Raw genomic sequence first — 18,830 nt, 5'->3', positions numbered from 1 at the left:
TAACGGCTCTTCCTGCCATGGTCGCGCAACGGCAACGACTGGGCATCCGGATGCTTAGCCGACATATAGCCAGCGCAACTTCATGACGTCGCCTCTCGCATCAAACTCAGGGCGAATCCGTGCAATTCGGATCGGCCGGCGGGCTCTGCCGGGACGCAGGAACGGAGAACGCAACCAAGGCCCCGCGGCCCAGGTCGTTCCGCTCCGCCCACAAGCGTCCATTGTGGCTTTCAATGATTGAACGACTCACTGACAAGCCCATGCCCATCCCATCGCGTTTGGTCGTATAGAACGGGTCAAAGATCCTCTCAGATTCTTCGGCAGGCAGTCCGATACCCGTATCCCGCACCAGTAGGCACACATGGTCGTCTTCGCCGCACGCCGTCCGAATCGTCAGTAAACGTGGGCGATTCTCGACTTCGTTCATGGCCTCTGCCGCGTTGCGCAGCAAATTCAGGATCACTTGCTGGAGCTGTACACGATCGCCGCTGACCAAGGGTAGGTTGTCCGCAAATTCAACGCGGAGAATGACGCGAGCGCCACTCAGCTCGCCTCGCAAAAGCGCGATCACTTCGCGAGCGACCTCGCTCAAATCGATCAACTCGATGGTCGACGCTCGATTGCTGAATAGCGCGCGCAATCGCACGATGACTTCGGCCGCCCGGTTGCCATCCCGGATGGTGCGACGGGCCGTTTCGCGGGCGCCTTCGAGATCAGGTGGCTCGATGGCGAGCATGCGCAGGCAAGCGCTGGCGTTGGTGACAATGCCAGCCAGCGGCTGGTTCACCTCGTGTGCGATGGACGCTGTCAGGGCGCCAAGGCTCGAGACTCGCGCAACACGGGTGAGCTGGGCGCGAGCCCTGCTCAATGCCTCCTCCGCCAGATGCTCCTGGGTGACATCACGAATGGCCCCGATGTACCGAAGGTCCCCGGACTCACATCTGGACCGATGGGCAACCATATGCACATGCTTGACCGATTCGTCTGGCGCCAGGATCCGATGCTTATATTCCAGATGGGCCACACCGCGCCGCATACGTCGCACGATCTCGTCGTGCAGAGGAGCGTCGTCGGGGTGCAATCGGCTCTTGATAAGGTCGAGGGTCAGCACCGTGTCCGTACTGACCTCGAAGATGCGATAGAGCGGCCTTGACCACGCGAGATCTCCCGTCCGGGGACTCCACGAAAAGTTGCCCATCCTTGCCAGATGTTGGCCTTCGGCCAGGAACGCTTCGCTACGTTCGAGCGCCTGGGCCGAACGCTTGCGTTCACTGACGTCGGTCAGCGCCGCAATGAACTTCGGTTCCCCGGCAGTGATCTCGATTTTCTCTGCAACAACGTGGATATGCTTGACGACGCCACTGGGCATCAGAAGTCGAAATTCGAGTTCGAGGTTACCCCCTTCACGAACCATACGCAGGGCGACATCCCACACGATATCAATATCGTCGGGGTGGCAGCGCTCCTGGAACATGGCCAGACTTGGCTCGAATGTCCTGGGATATTCAAGGATGCGATAGCCCTGATCCGACAAGGAGACTTCGCCCGTCGACGGCTTCCACCAAAGGCTGCCAGTCTGGCTCAGTCTTTGCGCCTGGCCCATCAAGGCCTTCTGACGCCGCAATTCCCTCTCTGTTCGCTTCAGGTCGTCGATGTCGGTATTCGTTCCGTACCACTTGACGACTCGCCCAGTCTCGTCGCGCATTGGGTGGGCACGGCACAGGAACCATCGATACGTTCCATCGTGGCGACGCAGCCGTGCTTCGGCTTCGCCCGGTTGCCCTGATTCCAGAACCGTCAACCAGCGCATCGTCAGGTCTTCCAGGTCATCGGGGTGAACCACCGTCTGCCACGCCCAGCCACGCGCCTGCTCATGGGACAGACCGAGATAATCCAGGTAGTGCTGATTGATGAAATCGGCCGAGCCGTCCAGCCGTGTCGACCATGCCAACGTCGGTATCGTGCTGACGATCGACTGCAACTTTTGCTCGCTTCTGGCAAGCTCCAATTCGGCTCGCTTGCGCTCGTCGATGTCCATCCGCAGATGGATCCAGCGCAGGATCTGTCCTTGCGAATCCCGCAGGGGAAAACCGCGGACGTTGTGCCAACGATAGACACCATCAGCGCGTCGATGACGGTTCTCGATGTTGTACTCACGCCCCTCCCGGTGAGCGTTCGCCTGATAGATCACAGTCTCGGCAAGATCGTCAGGGTGAACAATGTCGGAAGCTCTCCAACCTTTCAGCTCCTGCAGGGACCTGCCAAAGAATTCAAGCGACAACTGGTTGAGATGCTCGAGCTCGCCGTTGGGCGCGATCACCGCCGCCGGCACCGCGATGTTGTCGACAATCGACTGAAATTCCGGCCCCATCAGCCGGCCGTCGATGTCACCGTGATTGGCGTCCTCAATCTCCTGGCCCAGGCCGCACCACTGGACAATCTGGCCAGCGTCATCCCGCACCGGGCTGGCCTGAATGAGGAACATTCGATATTGCCCATCTTGGCGCCGTACACGCGCCTCGATCGCGCCAGCTTGACCAGACGCCCGAACCGATCGCCACTGCTCAAACGACGCGCGACGGTCATGCGGATGGATGACCACCCGCCAGGGACGGCGGCTCCCGCTTTCCGTGCTCAGCCCCGTGAATTCGCTGCACCATCGATTGACGAAGTTGACGCGGCCATCGGGCCCCGCGGTCCACACCAACGCCGGCAGCGCGTCCAAAACGCGATTTGGATTGATCATGAGTGAGTGCCCCAGCATTCCCTGGCTCGCCTTGGCGAGCCCCTCCCCTGGCCAAAGAGTATCCGCAATCGGGGGTTTCGCAGGGCGCGAGGAATGGTTTCGTGAGCAACCAAGGCGCGGCGAGCTGACCTGCACGCCAGTTTGCCCGGCAAGCGCTTCCGTCTACGTGCACGCGTCCTTCATACCTGCCGGTCTATATCAGCCACGCCGATGAGTACTCGCCAGCCGGGCCATCGAGTCGCCCCCGCCGTCAGCTGCAAGCACCATGCGTGGATTCAGGCCGATTCATGCGCTCTGCCCTTTCCCATCTGCCGGAGCAATTGCCCGGATTGGGAGGTGCTCCCATTCGCGCACGGGCTGTGTGCGGGCAGGGACCACCGTGTTTACGCGCCTGGGCAAGATCATTGCGCTGGCAAGCCTCGCCTCGCTGCTGCCCGATGTCGTGCTGGCCGATGAACTCGCCCAACCCAGCTTCACTGGACCACTGCAAGCCAACAGCCATCCCTACTCCTTTGACGGTGGCGCCATCGGCAGGATCTATGTCGGCGGCCAGGTATCCGGCATCGGCATGCTGCAGGACAACCCGGTGAGCGCGCCGCACGCCGACGACGCCCACGCCATCGCCGATATCAGCAATGCGCAGGTGGAGGTGCAGACCATCGAAGGACCGTGGCAGTTCTACCTTCAGCTCGGCGCGTACTCGCTACCCACCTTGGGCGCGCCCTATCTTCGTGCGAACGAGGCGGTCGGCCAGTACTTTGGCCCGCTTCCGGTGGCGTACCTGAAAGCGGTGATCAACCCTGAGTTTTCCGTTGTGGCCGGGGCACTACCCACGCTGATCGGAGTCGAGTCGAATTTCACGTTCCAGAACATCAACGTCGAACGTGGCCTGTTGTGGAATCAGGAGCCGGACATCAGCCGTGGCATCCAGCTGAACTATACCGAGGGCGCGTGGATCGCCTCGGTCTCATTCAATGATGGGTACTACTCGGGCAAGTACAACTGGATTTCGGGATCGGTGTCCTATACCGCGGACCCTTCCGACAGCTTCACCGTCGCCGGCGGCAGCCACCTGTCCGCCAATGGCAAGGCCTCGACCGCCACCCCGTTGACGCAAAACAACAGCCGGATCATCGACCTGATCTACACCTACAGCCATGACACGCTGTCCATCACACCCTACCTGCAGCACACGCGAGTCAATCGCGCGCCCGAGATTGGCATCGATCGGTCCGCCAATACCTACGGGGCCGCAACCCTCATCAAGTACAGCTTCTCCAGCCGTTGGTCGCTCGGCGCCCGGGCCGAATACCTGAGATCCACTGGAGGCGGGTGCGGGGAAGATATCAACTGCACGCCGACCAATCTGCTTTACGGGACGTGGAGCAGCGCGTGGTCGCTGTCCCTCACGCCGACTTACCAGAAGAACCTGTTCTTTGCCCGTTGCGAACTTTCTTACGTGCAGTCCCATCATGCCGAGCCTGGCGCCGCATTTGGCAGCCATGGATCGCGCGACAGCCAGGCGCGGGCCATAGCCGAGATTGGCGTGCTTTTTTGAGCCGTTCCGTTGCGAGCCGGAGGCCCACGACGATCCATCGGCGGGCTACGCGACTGTAAGAATGCCGCACCGTATGCGTGCGTCATGGACCCACCATCAGCGCGCGACCTTCTCAGCCGATTCACGTCTCGCCGCGCACGATGACCGACGCCTTTCGCATGGCGACGCCGGGTGGGGGCGTTGCGAGGCATCCGTTCCCCGAGCGCATTGTCCAACGCTAATTGGCCCTGCATGGAAGTATCCGACATGAGCATTCCATTCACTCACTACTTCCGCGTCCTCGTGGCGGGCGAGCAAAGCTACGAGGTCAGCCATATTCTTGAGCAGGACCTGCATCTGCAGACCGTCGTGGTGGAACCCTCCGGCATAGCCGAAGCCATCCGCTCCGGCGCCGACCTTGGCGCTATCGTGGTATCGCGGGAACTGGCGCCTGCGGCGGTGGAAGCCCGCGACGAGCGCGGCCTGCGCATGCCCATCTTCATGATCAGCGACCGCCACGATGAGACCTTCTCCGAGCCGTACCTGAAGTCGCTGGACGGCATCGTCATCGCCGACCTGGAGAGCCGCGATTTTTACGAAAAGCGCCTGCTCGCTTCGATGGAGCAATACGTGTCGAGCCTGCTGACGCCGTTCTTTGGCACCCTCATGCAGTACGACTTCGACGCCAACCGCACCTGGGCCTGCCCGGGACACCAGGGTGGGCAGATGTTCATGCGCCACCCGGTGGGCCGCCTGTTCTACGAGCACATGGGCGAGAACGTCTTTCGCGACGACATCTGCAACGCGATGGTGTCACTCGGCGACCTGCTGATCCACGAAGGTCCCGCCCTCGCCGCCCAGCAGGCAGCCGCAAGAGTGTTTGGCGCCGACCGAACCTACTTCGTGCTCAATGGCACTTCGGCCTCCAACAAGGTGGTCAACACCGCCCTGCTGACCAGCCGGGACATCGTGCTGTTCGACCGCAACAACCACAAGTCCAACCACCATGGCGCGCTGGTGTTTGGCGGTGCCATCCCGATCTACCTGCAGACTGACCGCAATGGCTTCGGCATGGTGGGGCCCATCGACTGGGCGGCCTTTGACGAGGCTTCCATCCGCGAAAAGATCAAACACCATCCCCGGCTCAAGGGAACCGACGCGTGGAAGCGCGAGCGCCCGATCCGGGTGGCCATCATCGAGCAGTGCACCTACGACGGCACGGTGTACAACGCGAAGAAGGTGCTGGAGAAGATCGGCCACCTTTGCGAATACATCCATTTCGACGAGGCCTGGGCGGGCTTTGGCGCCTTCCATCCACTGATGAAGGACCACTTTGGCATGAGTCTGTCCCTGTCCGACAGGGACCCGGGCATCATCGCCACGCAGTCGACGCACAAGCAGCTGGCCGGTTTCTCGCAGGCCTCGCAGATCCACGTGCGCGACGCGCATATGCGCCAGCAGCCGTTCCGCCTCAACCACAAGCGCTTCAACGAGATGTTCATGTTGCAGGCGTCGACTTCGCCGTTCTATCCGCTGTTCTCCAGCCTCGACGTCAACGCGCAGATGCACGCAGACAAGGCGGGACGCGTGCTGTGGGATGACATGGTGCGGCTCGGCATCGATGCCAGGAAGGCCATCCGCAAGCGCTTTTCCGGTTTCATCAACCCATTCGTGCCAGACACCGTCACCTATCAGGGCGAGCTGACGAAATGGGAAGACGTGCCCACTGACGTGCTGGCCAGCGAACAGCAGTACTGGCAGCTCAACCCCAACGAAAAGTGGCACGGCTACAGCCATCTCGGCCCCGAGGTGGCCATGGTCGATCCGACCAAGCTGATGCTGACCACGCCGGGCATCGATGTTGCGACGGGGGCCTATGCCAGCACGGGCATTCCCGCCACCATCCTCGCCAATTACTTGCGCGAGAACAACGTCGTTCCCGAGAAGAATGATCTCAACAGCATCCTGTTCCTCATGACGCCAGCAGTCGGCGAGGGAAAGATGGCGATGCTGCTGGCGGCGCTTGAGCGCTTCAAGGACCACTACGAGGCGGACAGTCCACTCGATCGTGTATTGCCCGGCGTCAGCGGCCGGTACCGGGAGCGCTACAGGGGCTATACGGTGCGCCGGCTCGCGCAGGAGATGCACGATTTCTACGCGTCGATGAACGTCAAGGAGCTTCAGCGACTGTGCTTCCGCTACGAGTCTTTCCCGGAGCAGGCGATGTCCGCGCGCGACGCGAACGAGGCGCTGGTCAGCGGTCGCGTCGACTTCGTGCCGATGACCGAGGTGACGGGACGGGTCGCGGCGACGCTGGCGCTGATCTATCCCCCCGGCATCGGCATCGTGGTGCCCGGTGAGCGCTATGACGAGCGCGCCCAGCCGATGATCGACTACTTCCTCGCCTTCGAGGAGAGCTGCAACCGTTTCCCGGGGTTCTCGTATGAAGTCCAGGGCGTCTACCAGATGGCCGAGAACGACAGGATCCGCTTCTACACTTATGTGGTGAAGGAAGACTGAGGCAGCGGCTCGCCCTCGTCGACGCACTTTGGCGCCATACCGTCTGCCTGGGCGCGGCGTCAGCACACTTCTCACGCCAACGACGCGCGGTGGCCACGCAGGTGCGGAACGAGCCGCTTCCGCTTACGCTTTGCGCTCCGGGAAGGGCGACTGCCCTGCTCCCCATGGCGTGACGAATCACCATGCAATCCATTCCAACCCAGGAGTACTGGGTAAACACCGATCACGGCCGGCTCTACGCCAAGCGCTGGCTTTCCCCTGCGGAGCAGGCCAACACGCATCCACCCATCGTGTTGTTCCACGACTCGCTGGGATGCGTGGCGCTGTGGCGAGATTTCCCTTCCCAGCTTGCTCAGGCGACCGGTCGCGATGTCATCGCCTATGACCGCCTGGGCTTTGGCCGGTCCGATGCGCACCCGGGCAAGCTGGAGCGAGACTTCATTCGCGATGAAGCGCGGGACGGCGTCAGTCAATTGCGCAGCCAGCTGGGGATCGACGCTTTTGTCGCCTTCGGCCATAGCGTCGGCGGCGGCATGGCGGTGGGCTGCGCTGCCGCCTATCCCACGGATTGCACCGCGTTGATCACCGAATCGGCGCAAGCATTCGTCGAGGAGCGCACGCTCCAGGGCATACGCGAGGCGCAGGTTTCGTTCTGGCAGCCGGGCCAGATCGAGCGTCTGGCCAGATATCACGGCGACAAGGCCTCCTGGGTGCTGCACGCATGGGTCGGCACCTGGCTCGCGCCCGACTTTGCCGGCTGGAATCTCGATGACGAGCTACGGCGCGTGACGTGCCCCGTGCTCGCCATCCATGGCGACCAGGATGAGTTCGGTTCGACCCTTCAGCCGCAGCGGATCGCCGCGCGCGTCGAGGGACATTCGACCGTTGAAATTTTCGCGGGTGTAGGCCACGTGCCCCATCGCGAAAGTACCGATGCGGTGCTTGCGTTGGTGACGGCCTGGCTGTCGTAAATCCCCGGGATACCGGTCGTCCCTGACACGCGGGACGCAAGGCGCCCGGCGCTTCGCCGATCTCACTCGGGTCAATATTCAACATATCGCTTGACAATCAACTTTGATGTTGATATTAAAGCCCCATGATGACTATCCAGCCGACGCTGCGAGTGGTGGATCACACGGGACAGGACCCGGATCTGGCGCAGGCGCGCCTGGACCAGGTGTTCTTCGCGCTGTCCGATCCCGTGCGGCGCGAGATCCTGGAGCGGCTCGATGGGCAGGCCCTGCTCGTATCCGAACTTGCCGCATCGTTCGACATCTCGTTGCAGGCCGTGTCGCGCCACATCCAGGTACTGGTGCGCACGGGGCTGGTGCAGCAGGAGCGCACCGGCCGCATCAGCCGCTGCAGCCTGGACGCCGGCCCCATGCTGGAAGCGGCGGTGTGGATGAATCGCTATAGCAAGTATTGGCAGCAGCAGTTTGACCTGCTGGCCGCCACGCTGGCCGACATCGATGAACGCAAGGCGCAGGCTTCGGTGTCCAGACAGCCGCGCAAAAGCGCCGCGCCTCGAACGCCGCGCAAGAAGTAGCAACGCCCGGGACCGGGCGCCGCCTACCCAGTCCGTGTCAAAACATCCGACGGAGGGTGTCATGACCCATCATCACATCGTGAACCACGAGCAATGGCTGGAAGCCAGGACCCGTTTCCTCGCCAAGGAAAAGGAATTCACCCACCTGCGCGACGAGCTCAGCCGGCAACGCCGGGAGCTGCCGTGGGAACGCGTCGAAAAGTCCTATGTGTTCGACAGCGAGCATGGCAAGGAAACCCTGGCCGACCTGTTCGGCAAGCACAACCAGCTCATCGTCTATCACTTCATGTACGCACCCGACTGGGACATCGGCTGCAAGCATTGCTCGTTCTGGGCTGACAACTTCAACGGCATCATCCCGCACCTCAACCAGCGCGACGTCTCGATGGTGGCGATCTCCCGCGCGCCACTCGCCAAGCTGAAGGAACAGGCGCGCGAGTTCGGCTGGACCTTCAAGTGGGTCTCTTCCGCCGACGGCGACTTCAACTACGACTACAACGTCTCGTTTTCACCCGAGGCGCTCGCGCAGGGCGGCGCCCCCTACAACTACGGCACCCAGCAAGCGACCCGCAGCGACCTGCCGGGCATCAGCGCCTTCATCCGGGTGGGTGACCAGATCTTCCACACCTATTCCACCTACGGTCGCGGCGTGGACATGCTCAACACGGCCTATCACTACCTCGACCTGGCGCCCAAGGGGCGCGACGAACAGGACCTGCCCTTCCCCATGGCCTGGGTGAAGCACCGCATCGCCTACGAAAGCTGATTCCACCCTCCACCGGAGTACGCAGCCATGAAATACACGGACGTCCACGGCAAGCTCGCCGACTATCGCCAGCAGATCGCCAATATTCGGGAAAGGATGAGGGAAACGCTGGCGGCGGTCGAGCCGCAGCAGGTGCAGGACTATGAACTCGCCAGTTTCGACGGGCCGGTGCGCTTGTCCAAACTGTTCGGCGAGCACGAGGACCTGATCGTCATCCACAACATGGGCGTGGCCTGCTCTTACTGCACGCTCTGGGCCGACGGCTACAACGGCATCCACCAGCACGTGGTCAGTCGCGCCGGCTTCGTGGTTTCCAGCCCGGACCGCCCCACGGTGCAGAGGAAATTCGCCGAAAGCCGCGGGTGGAAATTCCCGATGGTGAGCCACGCGGATTCGAGCTTTGCCGCCGACATGGGTTACGCCTCGTCCAAGGGCGGCTGGCTGCCGGGTGTCTCGGTGTTCCGCCGCGAGGGAGACAGCATCACCCGTGTTTCCGACACCGGCTTCAGTCCCGGCGACGATTTCTGCGCCCTCTGGCATTTCTTCGACATGTTGCCCGGCGGCGTCGGCGACTGGCCGGCCGTGGGTCGCAAGCCCAGTTGCTGCTCCAGTTCCTGACATGGAGAACCTGCCATGTGTCCCGCATGCATCGGAACCCTGCTCGTCCTTTTGAGCGGCGCCGGCTCCGCAGGAGGCGCGACGGCGCTCAGCTGGCACGCCATCGCGCGGCGCCGCCGTCGCCCGGCGCCTGAGGCGCCCGGCGAAGCGCCGGGCAAGACCGCCGCACACCGACCAAGCCGTGAAATAGCGGCGCGTCGCATCACCACGGAAGGCGGCACGCCGTCGCTTTAGCGCGCCACGGCGTCGACGCGCCCTGCCCCGCAAACACGTCTTGGTGTAGAACGGGCGGGAGTAAGGCTTACGCGGAGGATCACGCCGTGTCGCCGATGGCTCCCGCCCATGCCGCCGAACGTGCAAGGCATGCCGCCGAGTTCCGCTTCTACGAGGAGCTCAACGACTTCCTGCCCACGATGCGGCGCAAGCGCACGTTCCGCCACAGCTTCGACGGCACACCGGCCGTCAAGGACACCATCGAGGCGCTGGGCGTGCCGCACACGGAAGTCGACCTGATCCTGGTGGATGGCCGCTCGGTACGCTTCGCCTACCGTCTGCACGGCGGCGAGCGGGTCGCGGTCTACCCGATGTTCGAGCGCTTCGACCTGCGGCCGCTCTATCGGCTGCGACCCCGCCCGCTGCGCCACACGCGCTTCGTGCTGGACGTCCACCTCGGCACGCTCGCCCGCTGGCTGCGCCTGCTCGGCTTCGACGCGTCGTATGAGCGTGAATGCGACGACGCGCAACTGGCCGCCATTTCCGCGCACGAGCGTCGCATCCTGCTGACCCGTGACGTGGGTTTGCTCAAGCGCAGCGCCGTCACGCGCGGCCACTGGGTACGCGCCACCGATCCGTTGCGCCAGATCGAAGAGGTGATCCGCGCCTTTTCCTTGCAGAAGGACCTGCATCCCTTCAGCCGCTGCACCGCGTGTAACGGCGCGTTGCATCCGGCGCCGCGCACTGAGGTCGCCGGCCGGGTTCCGGCACGGGTCTACGCCCGCTTCCGTCGCTTCGTGCAATGCCGGGGCTGCCAGCGCATCTACTGGCGAGGCTCGCATTACGCGCGACTTGAAGCGCTCACACGATCCCTACGCAGGACGACGCGTACCGTCTGAGGCTGGCTGCCTTCGCGGGGCCCCAGTGATTTCGTGCGCGGACGTCGCCTGGATGATGCTGGCCGCGCCGTCGTCATCGATCACCAACTCCTGATCGGCCACTGCAGCCACACCGCTGCGGTGCGACACCACCACCAGGATGGTCCGTGGCAGACGCTGCCTCAGGGCGGCCAGTACTCGCAGCTCCGCGGCCGCATCGAGCGCGCTGGTGGCCTCGTCGAGCAAGGCAAGACTAGGCTGCCGCAGGATCACCTGCGCCAACATCAGGCGCTGCAGTTCGCCTCCGGACAAACGGCTGGACGCGCTGGACAGCGCAGTGTCGAGTCCGTGTGGAGATCCTGCGAGTCGCCGGTCCAGGTCGACATCCGCCAGCGCGTCACGCATGGACTGCTCACTCGCGGCCGGCGCGGCCCACAGCAGGCACTCGCGCACCGTGCGCTGCCACGGACGCACGCTCTGACTCACATAGGCGCCGTTGCGCACCAGTCGCCGGTAGGTCTCATAGGAGATGGCGCGCTCGCCAAGACGCGCCGAGAAGGCCTGCGGCGGCATCATGCCGGCGAGCACGTCGATGAGGCTGCTCTTGCCGATGCCCGAGAGGCCCGACACCAGGGTCAGCCCTCCCGGAACGAGCACCAGCCCGTCAATGGTCAGCCCCTTCATGGGAGGGGTCACACGCAGGTGCTCGATGAACAATGCGTCGGCGAACATGGTCGGCGCGTTGACGGGTGCATCCGCTCCGCCCGCCGCGAGCTGCATGTATCGCTGCCACAACGCCAGCGCCGGTCCTGCCGAACGCAGTTGCTGCAAGCCCTGGCGTGTCGCCACCAGATAGGGGAGCAAGCGGCCAAGCAACAGGCACACGGCAATCAGCGACGCCTGGTCGACCTCCCGCAGTCGATGTCCGATCAGGAACATGACCGCAATGCCGACGGTCGCCAGCAGTTCCTGCGCCAGGCGGCCGGACGCGACCAGTTCGAGCTGGCGTCGATAACCTTCGCCCAGGCGAGCCGTGACGTCGCCATAGCTCGCCTGTTCCTCATCCTCGCGAGCGAAGGAACGCACATGGCGCAGGCGCCGCGGGAAGTCCTCGCTGTGCCAGAACAGGTTGGTCATGTCCGTCACGTATCTTCGACTCACGTCGGCCTGCTCGTGCGCGAACAGGCGGGCGGTGAGCAGGCCCATGCCCACCAGCACAGGCACGGCCAGCAGCATCGGCGGCGACACCCACAACGCCAGCGCCAGGCTCACCGCGCAGGTCAGGCCGGCCACCAACAGTTGCAGCAGCGCGCTTAAACCCTGCACGGCAATTTCGACGTTGTGGGTCAGCACATTGGCGATTTCGGCCGAACTGGCGTCCGCCAGCGAGGCCAGGGGCGCCGAAAGTAGCCTCGCATGCACCTGCTGGCGCAAGCGCACGCCATATCGGCCAACCAGGCGTGCGCCGAGACGCGCGCCCAGCCAGCGCAATAAGGCGAACACCGCCGTGACGAGCATGAATACGCCAGCCTGCAGTTCCACGCGGCCACCTGCGTTGAGCAGGCGATCGGCCAGCGGCAAGGGCTGTCCCGGCTGGATCAATGGGACAAGGGATACCGCGACAAGGCCGCCGGCGAGCGCTGTGGCAAGCGACAGCGCCACGTAGCAACCCATCTCGGCGAGATCGGCCCGGGTCAGCGTGCGCGCCACGGCGCGCCACGGATCATCGGTGCGGTGTTTGGCAGGCGGGTGCAGAACGCTGTCTCCCCTCGGCCGTCGCATGGGCGTGAGTGCCCCCGTGCTGCGCGGAGGTTGCATCCGTGCAAAAGCATTGGCTCTGGTTTTGGGTTACGCCAGCAGCGTCAGCAAGGCATCGACGGAAGCCTCCGGTGTCCGCCCGCGACGAAGCGCATGCACGCCCAGTGGCAGCAGCTGATCCAGAAAGCCTTGCCAGCCGGGTTGGCCGACGGCATAGGGCTGATCATCCATGAGCTGCCGCGCGGCGTCAGCCGGCGTCAGCGCCTTCAGTTGGGCCGCGGCGCCGGGCGCCCGCTCGCGCGATACGAAGATCGCCCCGGCAAGCGCCATCGGCTCCGCGGCCAACGCGCCAAAGCCGAGCCGCAAGTCGGCCTCGTGTTTGCACACGCCGCTGCGCCGACGAATCAGCGGCGCCTGCGCCAGCCACTGTCGGGCCGCGGCGTCCGCGACCCACGGCAGCGCGTCATCCGTCACATGAAGGAAATTGGCCACGCCGGTGGCGAGCATGCCCTGCGGCTCGACGAATACGGCATCTTCGGAAAGGAAATCCAGGCCGCGCAACAAGGCTTGCAGCGCAAGCGTGGACTTGCCCGAGCCGCTCGCGCCAAGCAGCAGCACGCCTCGCCCGCCTCGTCCCACGCAGGCGCCGTGCAGCGGAACCAGCCCGAGGCCTCGCGTCGCCAGGGTGAACACGGCGAACTCGATGAGCTCGTAGCGGACGTAATAGGGACGCTCAAGCATGTCCTCCGAGGCCACCACCAACGCCTTCCGCTGCTCCGGGAACAACACCACGTAGTTGCTTGCATCCATCACGCCGCCCAGGCAACCGACGCCGGAATGCATTTGCACCGCAGGTGGTTCACCGATCGGCGCTGGAACACGGCCCGGAAGAAGGCGCAACTCGATCAGGAACGTCGACGGCGCCACCGGCAACCGATGCGACGGCAACCCGCCGTAGGCCGCCTCCACCAGTTGCAACATGGCGACACTGTCGCTCTCGAAGTGAAACTCGCCACCCAGCAACTGCTTGTGCACGGCATGCCGTCCGCGACGCTTTTCGCGGAGCGCATCCACACATGATTCGCGCGCATGCACGGCGGGATTCACGAGCCACCTCGTCCATCGAAGTGCATGCCGAAGTGATAGCACATCGACCGGCAAACGGACATCCAAATATTTTCTCCCGCCCATGCAACCGTGCGACGGAGGCGGGGCACTCACGTCCAACTGAACTCTGAGCGCGGATGGCCCAAGGCCGATCGCGGCGTCCGCATGCACATGCCGTTTGTTCCGACTGAGGCTTCACAGCGATGCTAACGATTCAGGTCGGCCACTCTTACTACCTGAAGTTCGACCGGAAGCAGTGGGAGCGCGGCAAGCCTTATCCGCCGCTGGCCACCATCCAGGTGGCCGCGCTGCTGCGGCAGATGGGGCATCGGGTATCGCTGTTCGACGCCATGCTGGCCGACGGCGTGGAGGCATACGACTCGGCAGTGCGCGCGCTGAAGCCAGACGTCGTCGTCCTGTACGAGGACAACTTCAACTTCCTTACCAAGATGTGCCTCGCCTGCATGCGCGAGGCGGCCTGCCGGATGATCGGCGAGGCTCGCGCCACGGGCGCCAGGGTGATCGTCGCCGGCTCCGATGCCTCCGACCAGCCCGAAGCATTCCTCGCGGCTGGCGCGCATGCCGTGTTGATCGGCGAAGGCATCGCGGCGCTGGCCGAGCTGATGCAACGACTCGAACATGATCCGGGCATCGATCCACCGGCGTGGACCTCGGGCATCGCCGGCGTGGCCTCGCTCGACAATGGGCAGACCCGGCTCACGCGCGTGGGCGTGATGCCGCCTGATCCTCGCATCGTGGGCCACCCGGCCTGGGATCTGGTCGATGTCCCGCTTTACCGCGCGATGTGGCAGGAGCGCCACGGCTACTTCAGCCTCAACATGGCCGCGTCGCGCGGCTGCCCCTTCCGCTGCAACTGGTGCGCCAAGCCGATATGGGGCAACCACTACAACCGGCGTCGCGCGCAGGACGTGGCCGAGGAAATGCGATGCCTCAAGGCCAGCTTCCACCCGGACCACATCTGGATGGCGGACGACATCTTCGGCTTCCACGTGGACTGGGTGGAGGAATTCGCCGCCCACTTGAGCGCCACGGGCGGCTCGGTGCCCTTCACCATCCAGACCCGCGCTGACCTGATCAGCGAGCGCATGGCGACCGCGCTCAAGCGCGCCGGCTGCGCGGAAGCCTGGCTGGGCGCCGAGAGCGGCAGCCAGCGCGTGCTGGATCGTATGAACAAGGGCACCAAGGTGCCGGACCTGATTACCGCCCGCGAGCGGCTGGGCCACGTTGGCATCCGCGTGGGCTTCTTCATCCAGCTGGGCTACCTCGGCGAACAGCTGCCGGATCTGCTGGCCACACGCGAACTGATCACACAGGCTGCGCCCGACGACATCGGCGTCAGCGTGTCCTACCCGCTGCCCGGCACCAAGTTCTATGAACAGGTCAGGGCCCAGCTCGGCGCCAAGACGCATTGGCAGGACAGCGGCGACCTCGCGATGATGTTCCGGGGCGCCTACGACTCGGAGTTCTACCGCCGCGTGCGCGACCTGCTGCATGAACAGGTGAGCCTGCGACAGGTCGGCGCCCGCCGGGCGGCGGCGCGCGCGCAGGCCGCGCTCGACGCGCAGTGGGACGCGCTGATTGCCTGCGAGCAGGAGCACCGCACCGTGCAGGCCGCCAGTACGCCCCCGTCGTCACAGGACAAGGCCCGCGCCGTGAGCTGACCGTCATGCTGCCGCCGCTACACACCGTCAGAGAGGGCCTGCGACGCACCACCGAGGCGTTGGCGCACGAACTGGCCAGCCCGCGTGAATCGACTCCCGACTGGACCGAGCTCGAATGGCAGCTGGCCATGGCGGTCGCCGCTGCGCACGGCATCTCGCCGTTGCTGAGCACCTTCGCCACCTGGCGCAATTCACGCTGGTCGCTCTTCCTCACCGAGCAAAGAACCCACGTGGCGGTCCGCCATCGGCGGATCGAGGCCCTGCTGGATTGGCTGGATGACGCTGCGCGCAACCAGGGCGTGGCGATGGTGCCTCTGAAGGGTTCGGCGCTGCACGCACCCGGGCTGTATCTGCCCGGCGACCGCCCCATGGCGGACATCGACCTGCTGGTGCACGAGCGCGATGCGTCACGCGTCGCGGGCATGCTTGAGGATCTGGGCTACGTGGAGTCCTTCAGCCAGTGGAAGCACCAGGTATTCAAGCCGGTTCGTGGCAAGCCGCCGGCCGTGCTTGGAGAACACCGCGACACACCGATCAACATCGAATTGCACACGCACATCCAGGAGCGCCTGCCAGTCGCCACCGTCGACATCACCGCCCAGCTGATGCCACGCCCACCGCGGCCCGGACTCAATCCCTATCCCAGCACCGGGGCGCTGATGAGCCACCTGCTGCTGCATGCGGCTGGCAACGTCTGCAGCCGCACCTTGCGCCTGATCCAGTTGAACGACATCGCCCTGCTGGCGATGCGCATGCTGCCGAGTGACTGGGATGCGCTGTGGGATGCCCGGGCCGGCGGCGGACCGTGGTGGGCTCTGCCGCCCCTCAGCCTGGTGGCGCGGTACTACCCGCACTCGATTCCCGAGGCGCTGCTCGACCGGGTGGCTGCGGACTGCCCACCCCTGCTGCGCGCCGTATCGCATCACCACACGCTGACCCAGGTGTCCTGTTCGGACCTGTGGCTGCACGCGTTCGCAGGCATCGAATGGTCGCGCAGCCTGGGCGAAGTCCAGCGCTACATCAGCGGCCGCATCCGGCCAACGGCCACGACGCTCAAGGAGCGCGACGACATGGTGCGCACGCAGCTGTGGCTGCAGGGGCAGCGCTGGGCCTCGCTGTCGCGCGGTCGACGCATGCTGACCTGGCTGGCGCATCGCGTGCCTCGCATGGACACGTTGTATGTGGTGCGCGCCGCGCTGGAGCAACACCGCCTCGCCGACTGAGCGCGGCGCACCTCATCGCGACAGATCCGTCGCCACCAACTGCAGGTACAGCGTCTCGAACGAGCGCGCGGTATGGTCCGCATCCTCCTGGATCGCCCGCCGCTGCGCGGACAGCGCCAGCCGCAGACGCAGGTCTTCATCGGCAAGCACGTGCGCGATGGCGACCGCCAGCGCCATCGAGTCACCCACGGGTACGGCCAGCGCCGCCACGGGCGCCCATTCCGCGATATGCCCCACCGCCGTGCCCACGGTTGGCACGCCCGCCACGGCCGCCTCCAGGGTGACCAGTGGACCGGCCTCGTGCCGTGAAGACATCACCAACAGATCCGCGGCTTCCATCAGGGGGCGCAGCTCGCGTTGCGTCTTGAAGCCGAGCAGATGGACGGAGGCTTCCAGCCCAAGATCACGCACCATCCGCGCGATTTCGCCATCCAGCGTGTCGACGCCGACAATGTCCACCTGGAATCGCTGCCCCGTGCGCGCCAACTCGGCGAGCGCACGTAGCAGGGTCGGTTGATCCTTGACCCGGTTGAGGCTGGCGACATGGATGATCCGCGGAGTGCCGCCATCCCGTCGCCGCGGCGCCAACGGTGGCCACGCCCGAAGATCGACGCCCAGCGGCACGCGATGCGCATGCAGGCCGAGTGACCGCAGCATGTCGATCATCGGCCCACTGGCCGCGGTGATGATATCGGCGCCGTGCAACACCAGCGCCTCGCGCATCCGCGCCTTCCAGGTACGTCGCCCGCCATAGTCGATGTCGCGCAGCGCCACCAGCTCACCGCCGGCGATGTGCACCAGGCTTGGCAGGCGCAGCAGTGACGCCGCCGCCACCGCGACGAAGCTGCACGATCCGGAGAAGATGGCATGGATGAGGTCGAACGATCCGCGACGATGCTCCCGGCGGATCGCTGCGATGGCGCTAACCCGCGGCCAGCGCTCGCCCAGATTGTGGATGTGCGCGCCCGCCAGTCGCCACTCGCCGGGTGACGCCTCCTGATGCAGGGCGAACACGTGCACCTCGTGCTCCCTGGCCAGACGCTCGATCAGGGCCAGCAGCACCGGAATGACCCGGTATTCCCCGGATCGATCCACCCCACCTGGCACGACCAGCGCGAGTTTCATGGCGTCACCCGCTGGCCGTCCAACACCTCGCCATAGACATAGGCCCAGCGGCGACCCAGCGAGCTCAAGGACAAGTGCGCGTCGAAGTGGGCACGTACGCGCTCGCGCGACGGCCTGCTGGTCGCCAAGCGCAACAGGGCGCCGGCCAAGGCCCTCGCATCACCGCTGGGCCACAGTGCGCCGACGTCGCCGGCGAGCGCCCGGTGCGCTGGAATATCCGTCACCAACGGCGTGACACCACACGCCAGCGCTTCGAGCAGCGCGTAGCCGCAGCTTTCATGCAGGCTGCCCGAGACGAAGATATCCGCCGCACGCATGAGCGCCTCCACGCGCGGGTGCGCCACGTGGCCCAGCAGATGCAAGCGTGCGGCAAGCCGGGCGTCGCCGTCGATGCACCGTTGCACCTCGTGCAACAGCGGCGCGCTGCCGAACGCCCACCACAGCTGAAGTCCAGGCAGTTGATCGGCCGCCTGCGCAATGCCACGAAGTACGGTGAGCGGATCCTTGCCGGTGCTCAGATGCCCCACCGCCACGATGCAGGGATCGCCATACAAGCCGCTCTCGCCCCAGGCGCGCGCACGGCTGCCACAGGTGAAGCGGCTGCTGGACTCGGGGATCGCAAAGAGGCGCGTCGTCGGCGCGAACATCCCGGCACGAGTGAACGGCTCGGCAAGCTCCGGCGCGGTGAAGGCGGCGCCCGACGCCACCGCAAGCCACCGACGCCAGCGCGGCCGCTGCCACCAGCGGGGCAGCCGGTCCGCGTGGTCCTGGAACAACACCGGCGTGCGCGGCAGGTGCTGTGAGACGGCATGCGCCTGCTCGGCGAATCCAAGGCCGTGCACGTGCATGACCTCAGCACGGATCGCCCCGAGCCGGTCCGCCAGCACGCGCCCGGCGGGGAGCTTCGCCTTGCGGGGATCCACGAAGTAATACGCGATGCCGTTGCGCTCCACCTGCCCCTCCTCCGCCGCCAACTGGATCACCGAAACCCGCACGCCGGCGCTTGCCGCCGCCTCGGCGATATCCACCAGCGAGGGCCACCGCTGGAGGGTTTCGACCGGCGCGCGGTCAGGCGGCGCGGGCAGGAAATTGACCTGGGCGACGTGCAAGG

The 18,830-nt window shown here is 65.1% G+C and carries 14 protein-coding genes; 9 read left to right on the top strand and 5 right to left on the bottom strand.

Annotation, left to right across the window (positions count from 1 at the left end):
- Positions 1–106 precede the first annotated feature (106 nt).
- A complete protein-coding gene (locus tag DVT68_RS13105; protein WP_158543501.1) occupies positions 107–2,746 on the bottom strand; it encodes a PAS domain-containing sensor histidine kinase in 2,640 nt (879 codons plus the stop codon).
- A 265-nt stretch (positions 2,747–3,011) separates the two neighbouring features.
- Between DVT68_RS13105 and DVT68_RS13100 the strand changes: the two genes are divergently transcribed.
- The 7 genes from DVT68_RS13100 to DVT68_RS13065 all read left to right on the top strand — a co-directional run bounded on the left by DVT68_RS13100 (position 3,012) and on the right by DVT68_RS13065 (position 10,845).
- Entirely contained in the window at positions 3,012–4,304 is a 1,293-nt protein-coding gene (locus DVT68_RS13100; RefSeq protein WP_114825537.1) for an outer membrane beta-barrel protein, read from the top strand.
- A 246-nt stretch (positions 4,305–4,550) separates the two neighbouring features.
- Positions 4,551–6,803: an ornithine decarboxylase gene (gene speC / locus DVT68_RS13095; protein WP_199536058.1), complete on the top strand. Its 2,253-nt coding sequence runs from the start codon at positions 4,551–4,553 to the stop codon at positions 6,801–6,803.
- Between the two features lie 182 nt (positions 6,804–6,985).
- Positions 6,986–7,774: an alpha/beta fold hydrolase gene (locus DVT68_RS13090; protein WP_114825535.1), complete on the top strand. Its 789-nt coding sequence runs from the start codon at positions 6,986–6,988 to the stop codon at positions 7,772–7,774.
- Positions 7,775–7,899: 125 nt separating this feature from the next.
- The gene (locus DVT68_RS13085; protein WP_233523458.1) at positions 7,900–8,349 is read left to right on the top strand and encodes an ArsR/SmtB family transcription factor; all 450 of its coding nucleotides are present in this window, start codon (positions 7,900–7,902) and stop codon (positions 8,347–8,349) included.
- Between the two features lie 61 nt (positions 8,350–8,410).
- On the top strand, positions 8,411–9,115 hold the full coding sequence (locus tag DVT68_RS13080) for a DUF899 domain-containing protein (RefSeq protein ID WP_114825534.1): 705 nt from the start codon (positions 8,411–8,413) through the stop codon (positions 9,113–9,115).
- Between the two features lie 27 nt (positions 9,116–9,142).
- The gene (locus DVT68_RS13075; RefSeq protein ID WP_114825533.1) at positions 9,143–9,733 is read left to right on the top strand and encodes a DUF899 family protein; all 591 of its coding nucleotides are present in this window, start codon (positions 9,143–9,145) and stop codon (positions 9,731–9,733) included.
- A 329-nt stretch (positions 9,734–10,062) separates the two neighbouring features.
- A complete protein-coding gene (locus DVT68_RS13065) occupies positions 10,063–10,845 on the top strand; it encodes a Mut7-C RNAse domain-containing protein (protein ID WP_114825531.1) in 783 nt (260 codons plus the stop codon).
- On the opposite strand, the gene DVT68_RS13060 is transcribed toward DVT68_RS13065, so the two are convergent.
- Together DVT68_RS13060 and DVT68_RS13055 are read right to left on the bottom strand one after the other, a co-directional pair.
- On the bottom strand, positions 10,819–12,534 hold the full coding sequence (locus DVT68_RS13060; RefSeq protein ID WP_233523457.1) for an ATP-binding cassette domain-containing protein: 1,716 nt from the start codon (positions 12,532–12,534) through the stop codon (positions 10,819–10,821). The genes DVT68_RS13065 and DVT68_RS13060 overlap by 27 nt on opposite strands.
- A gap of 138 nt (positions 12,535–12,672) precedes the next feature.
- Positions 12,673–13,689 carry a phosphoenolpyruvate carboxykinase (ATP) gene (locus tag DVT68_RS13055; protein WP_114825529.1) on the bottom strand — a complete coding sequence of 339 codons (1,017 nt, stop codon included), beginning with the start codon at positions 13,687–13,689 and terminating at the stop codon, positions 12,673–12,675.
- 203 nt (positions 13,690–13,892) lie between these two features.
- Here DVT68_RS13055 and DVT68_RS13050 point away from each other — a divergent pair, with 203 nt between their 5' ends.
- Together DVT68_RS13050 and DVT68_RS13045 are read left to right on the top strand one after the other, a co-directional pair.
- Positions 13,893–15,371 (top strand): B12-binding domain-containing radical SAM protein, encoded by a 1,479-nt coding sequence (locus tag DVT68_RS13050; RefSeq protein WP_114825528.1) that lies wholly within the window; start codon positions 13,893–13,895, stop codon positions 15,369–15,371.
- Positions 15,372–15,376: 5 nt separating this feature from the next.
- Positions 15,377–16,594 carry a nucleotidyltransferase family protein gene (locus DVT68_RS13045; protein ID WP_114825527.1) on the top strand — a complete coding sequence of 406 codons (1,218 nt, stop codon included), beginning with the start codon at positions 15,377–15,379 and terminating at the stop codon, positions 16,592–16,594.
- A 12-nt stretch (positions 16,595–16,606) separates the two neighbouring features.
- Here the strand turns inward: DVT68_RS13045 and DVT68_RS13040 are convergent, their stop codons facing one another.
- Together DVT68_RS13040 and DVT68_RS13035 are read right to left on the bottom strand one after the other, a co-directional pair.
- The gene (locus DVT68_RS13040) at positions 16,607–17,719 is read right to left on the bottom strand and encodes a glycosyltransferase family 4 protein (protein WP_114825526.1); all 1,113 of its coding nucleotides are present in this window, start codon (positions 17,717–17,719) and stop codon (positions 16,607–16,609) included.
- On the bottom strand, positions 17,716–18,828 hold the full coding sequence (locus DVT68_RS13035; protein ID WP_114825525.1) for a glycosyltransferase family 4 protein: 1,113 nt from the start codon (positions 18,826–18,828) through the stop codon (positions 17,716–17,718). Before DVT68_RS13035 ends, DVT68_RS13040 begins: the two co-directional genes overlap by 4 nt.
- Positions 18,829–18,830: the final 2 nt, after the last annotated feature.

It is taken from the genome of Dyella solisilvae (assembly GCF_003351225.1).
Lineage (GTDB): Bacteria > Pseudomonadota > Gammaproteobacteria > Xanthomonadales > Rhodanobacteraceae > Dyella > Dyella solisilvae.
Note: the sequence above shows the minus strand (reverse complement) of the source record. Positions and strands in the feature narration are given on the sequence as shown.

Bases quoted from the DNA above. Each gene is read 5' to 3' on its own strand.
- DVT68_RS13085 (WP_233523458.1), top strand. From the start codon at position 7,900: ATGATGACTATCCAGCCGACGCTGCGAGTGGTGGATCACACGGGACAG.
- DVT68_RS13065 (WP_114825531.1), top strand. From the start codon at position 10,063: ATGGCTCCCGCCCATGCCGCCGAACGTGCAAGGCATGCCGCCGAGTTC.
- DVT68_RS13100 (WP_114825537.1), top strand. From the start codon at position 3,012: ATGCGTGGATTCAGGCCGATTCATGCGCTCTGCCCTTTCCCATCTGCC.
- speC (WP_199536058.1), top strand. From the start codon at position 4,551: ATGAGCATTCCATTCACTCACTACTTCCGCGTCCTCGTGGCGGGCGAG.
- DVT68_RS13105 (WP_158543501.1), bottom strand. From the start codon at position 2,746: ATGATCAATCCAAATCGCGTTTTGGACGCGCTGCCGGCGTTGGTGTGG.
- DVT68_RS13075 (WP_114825533.1), top strand. From the start codon at position 9,143: ATGAAATACACGGACGTCCACGGCAAGCTCGCCGACTATCGCCAGCAG.
- DVT68_RS13090 (WP_114825535.1), top strand. From the start codon at position 6,986: ATGCAATCCATTCCAACCCAGGAGTACTGGGTAAACACCGATCACGGC.
- DVT68_RS13040 (WP_114825526.1), bottom strand. From the start codon at position 17,719: ATGAAACTCGCGCTGGTCGTGCCAGGTGGGGTGGATCGATCCGGGGAA.
- DVT68_RS13080 (WP_114825534.1), top strand. From the start codon at position 8,411: ATGACCCATCATCACATCGTGAACCACGAGCAATGGCTGGAAGCCAGG.
- DVT68_RS13045 (WP_114825527.1), top strand. From the start codon at position 15,377: ATGCTGCCGCCGCTACACACCGTCAGAGAGGGCCTGCGACGCACCACC.
- DVT68_RS13050 (WP_114825528.1), top strand. From the start codon at position 13,893: ATGCTAACGATTCAGGTCGGCCACTCTTACTACCTGAAGTTCGACCGG.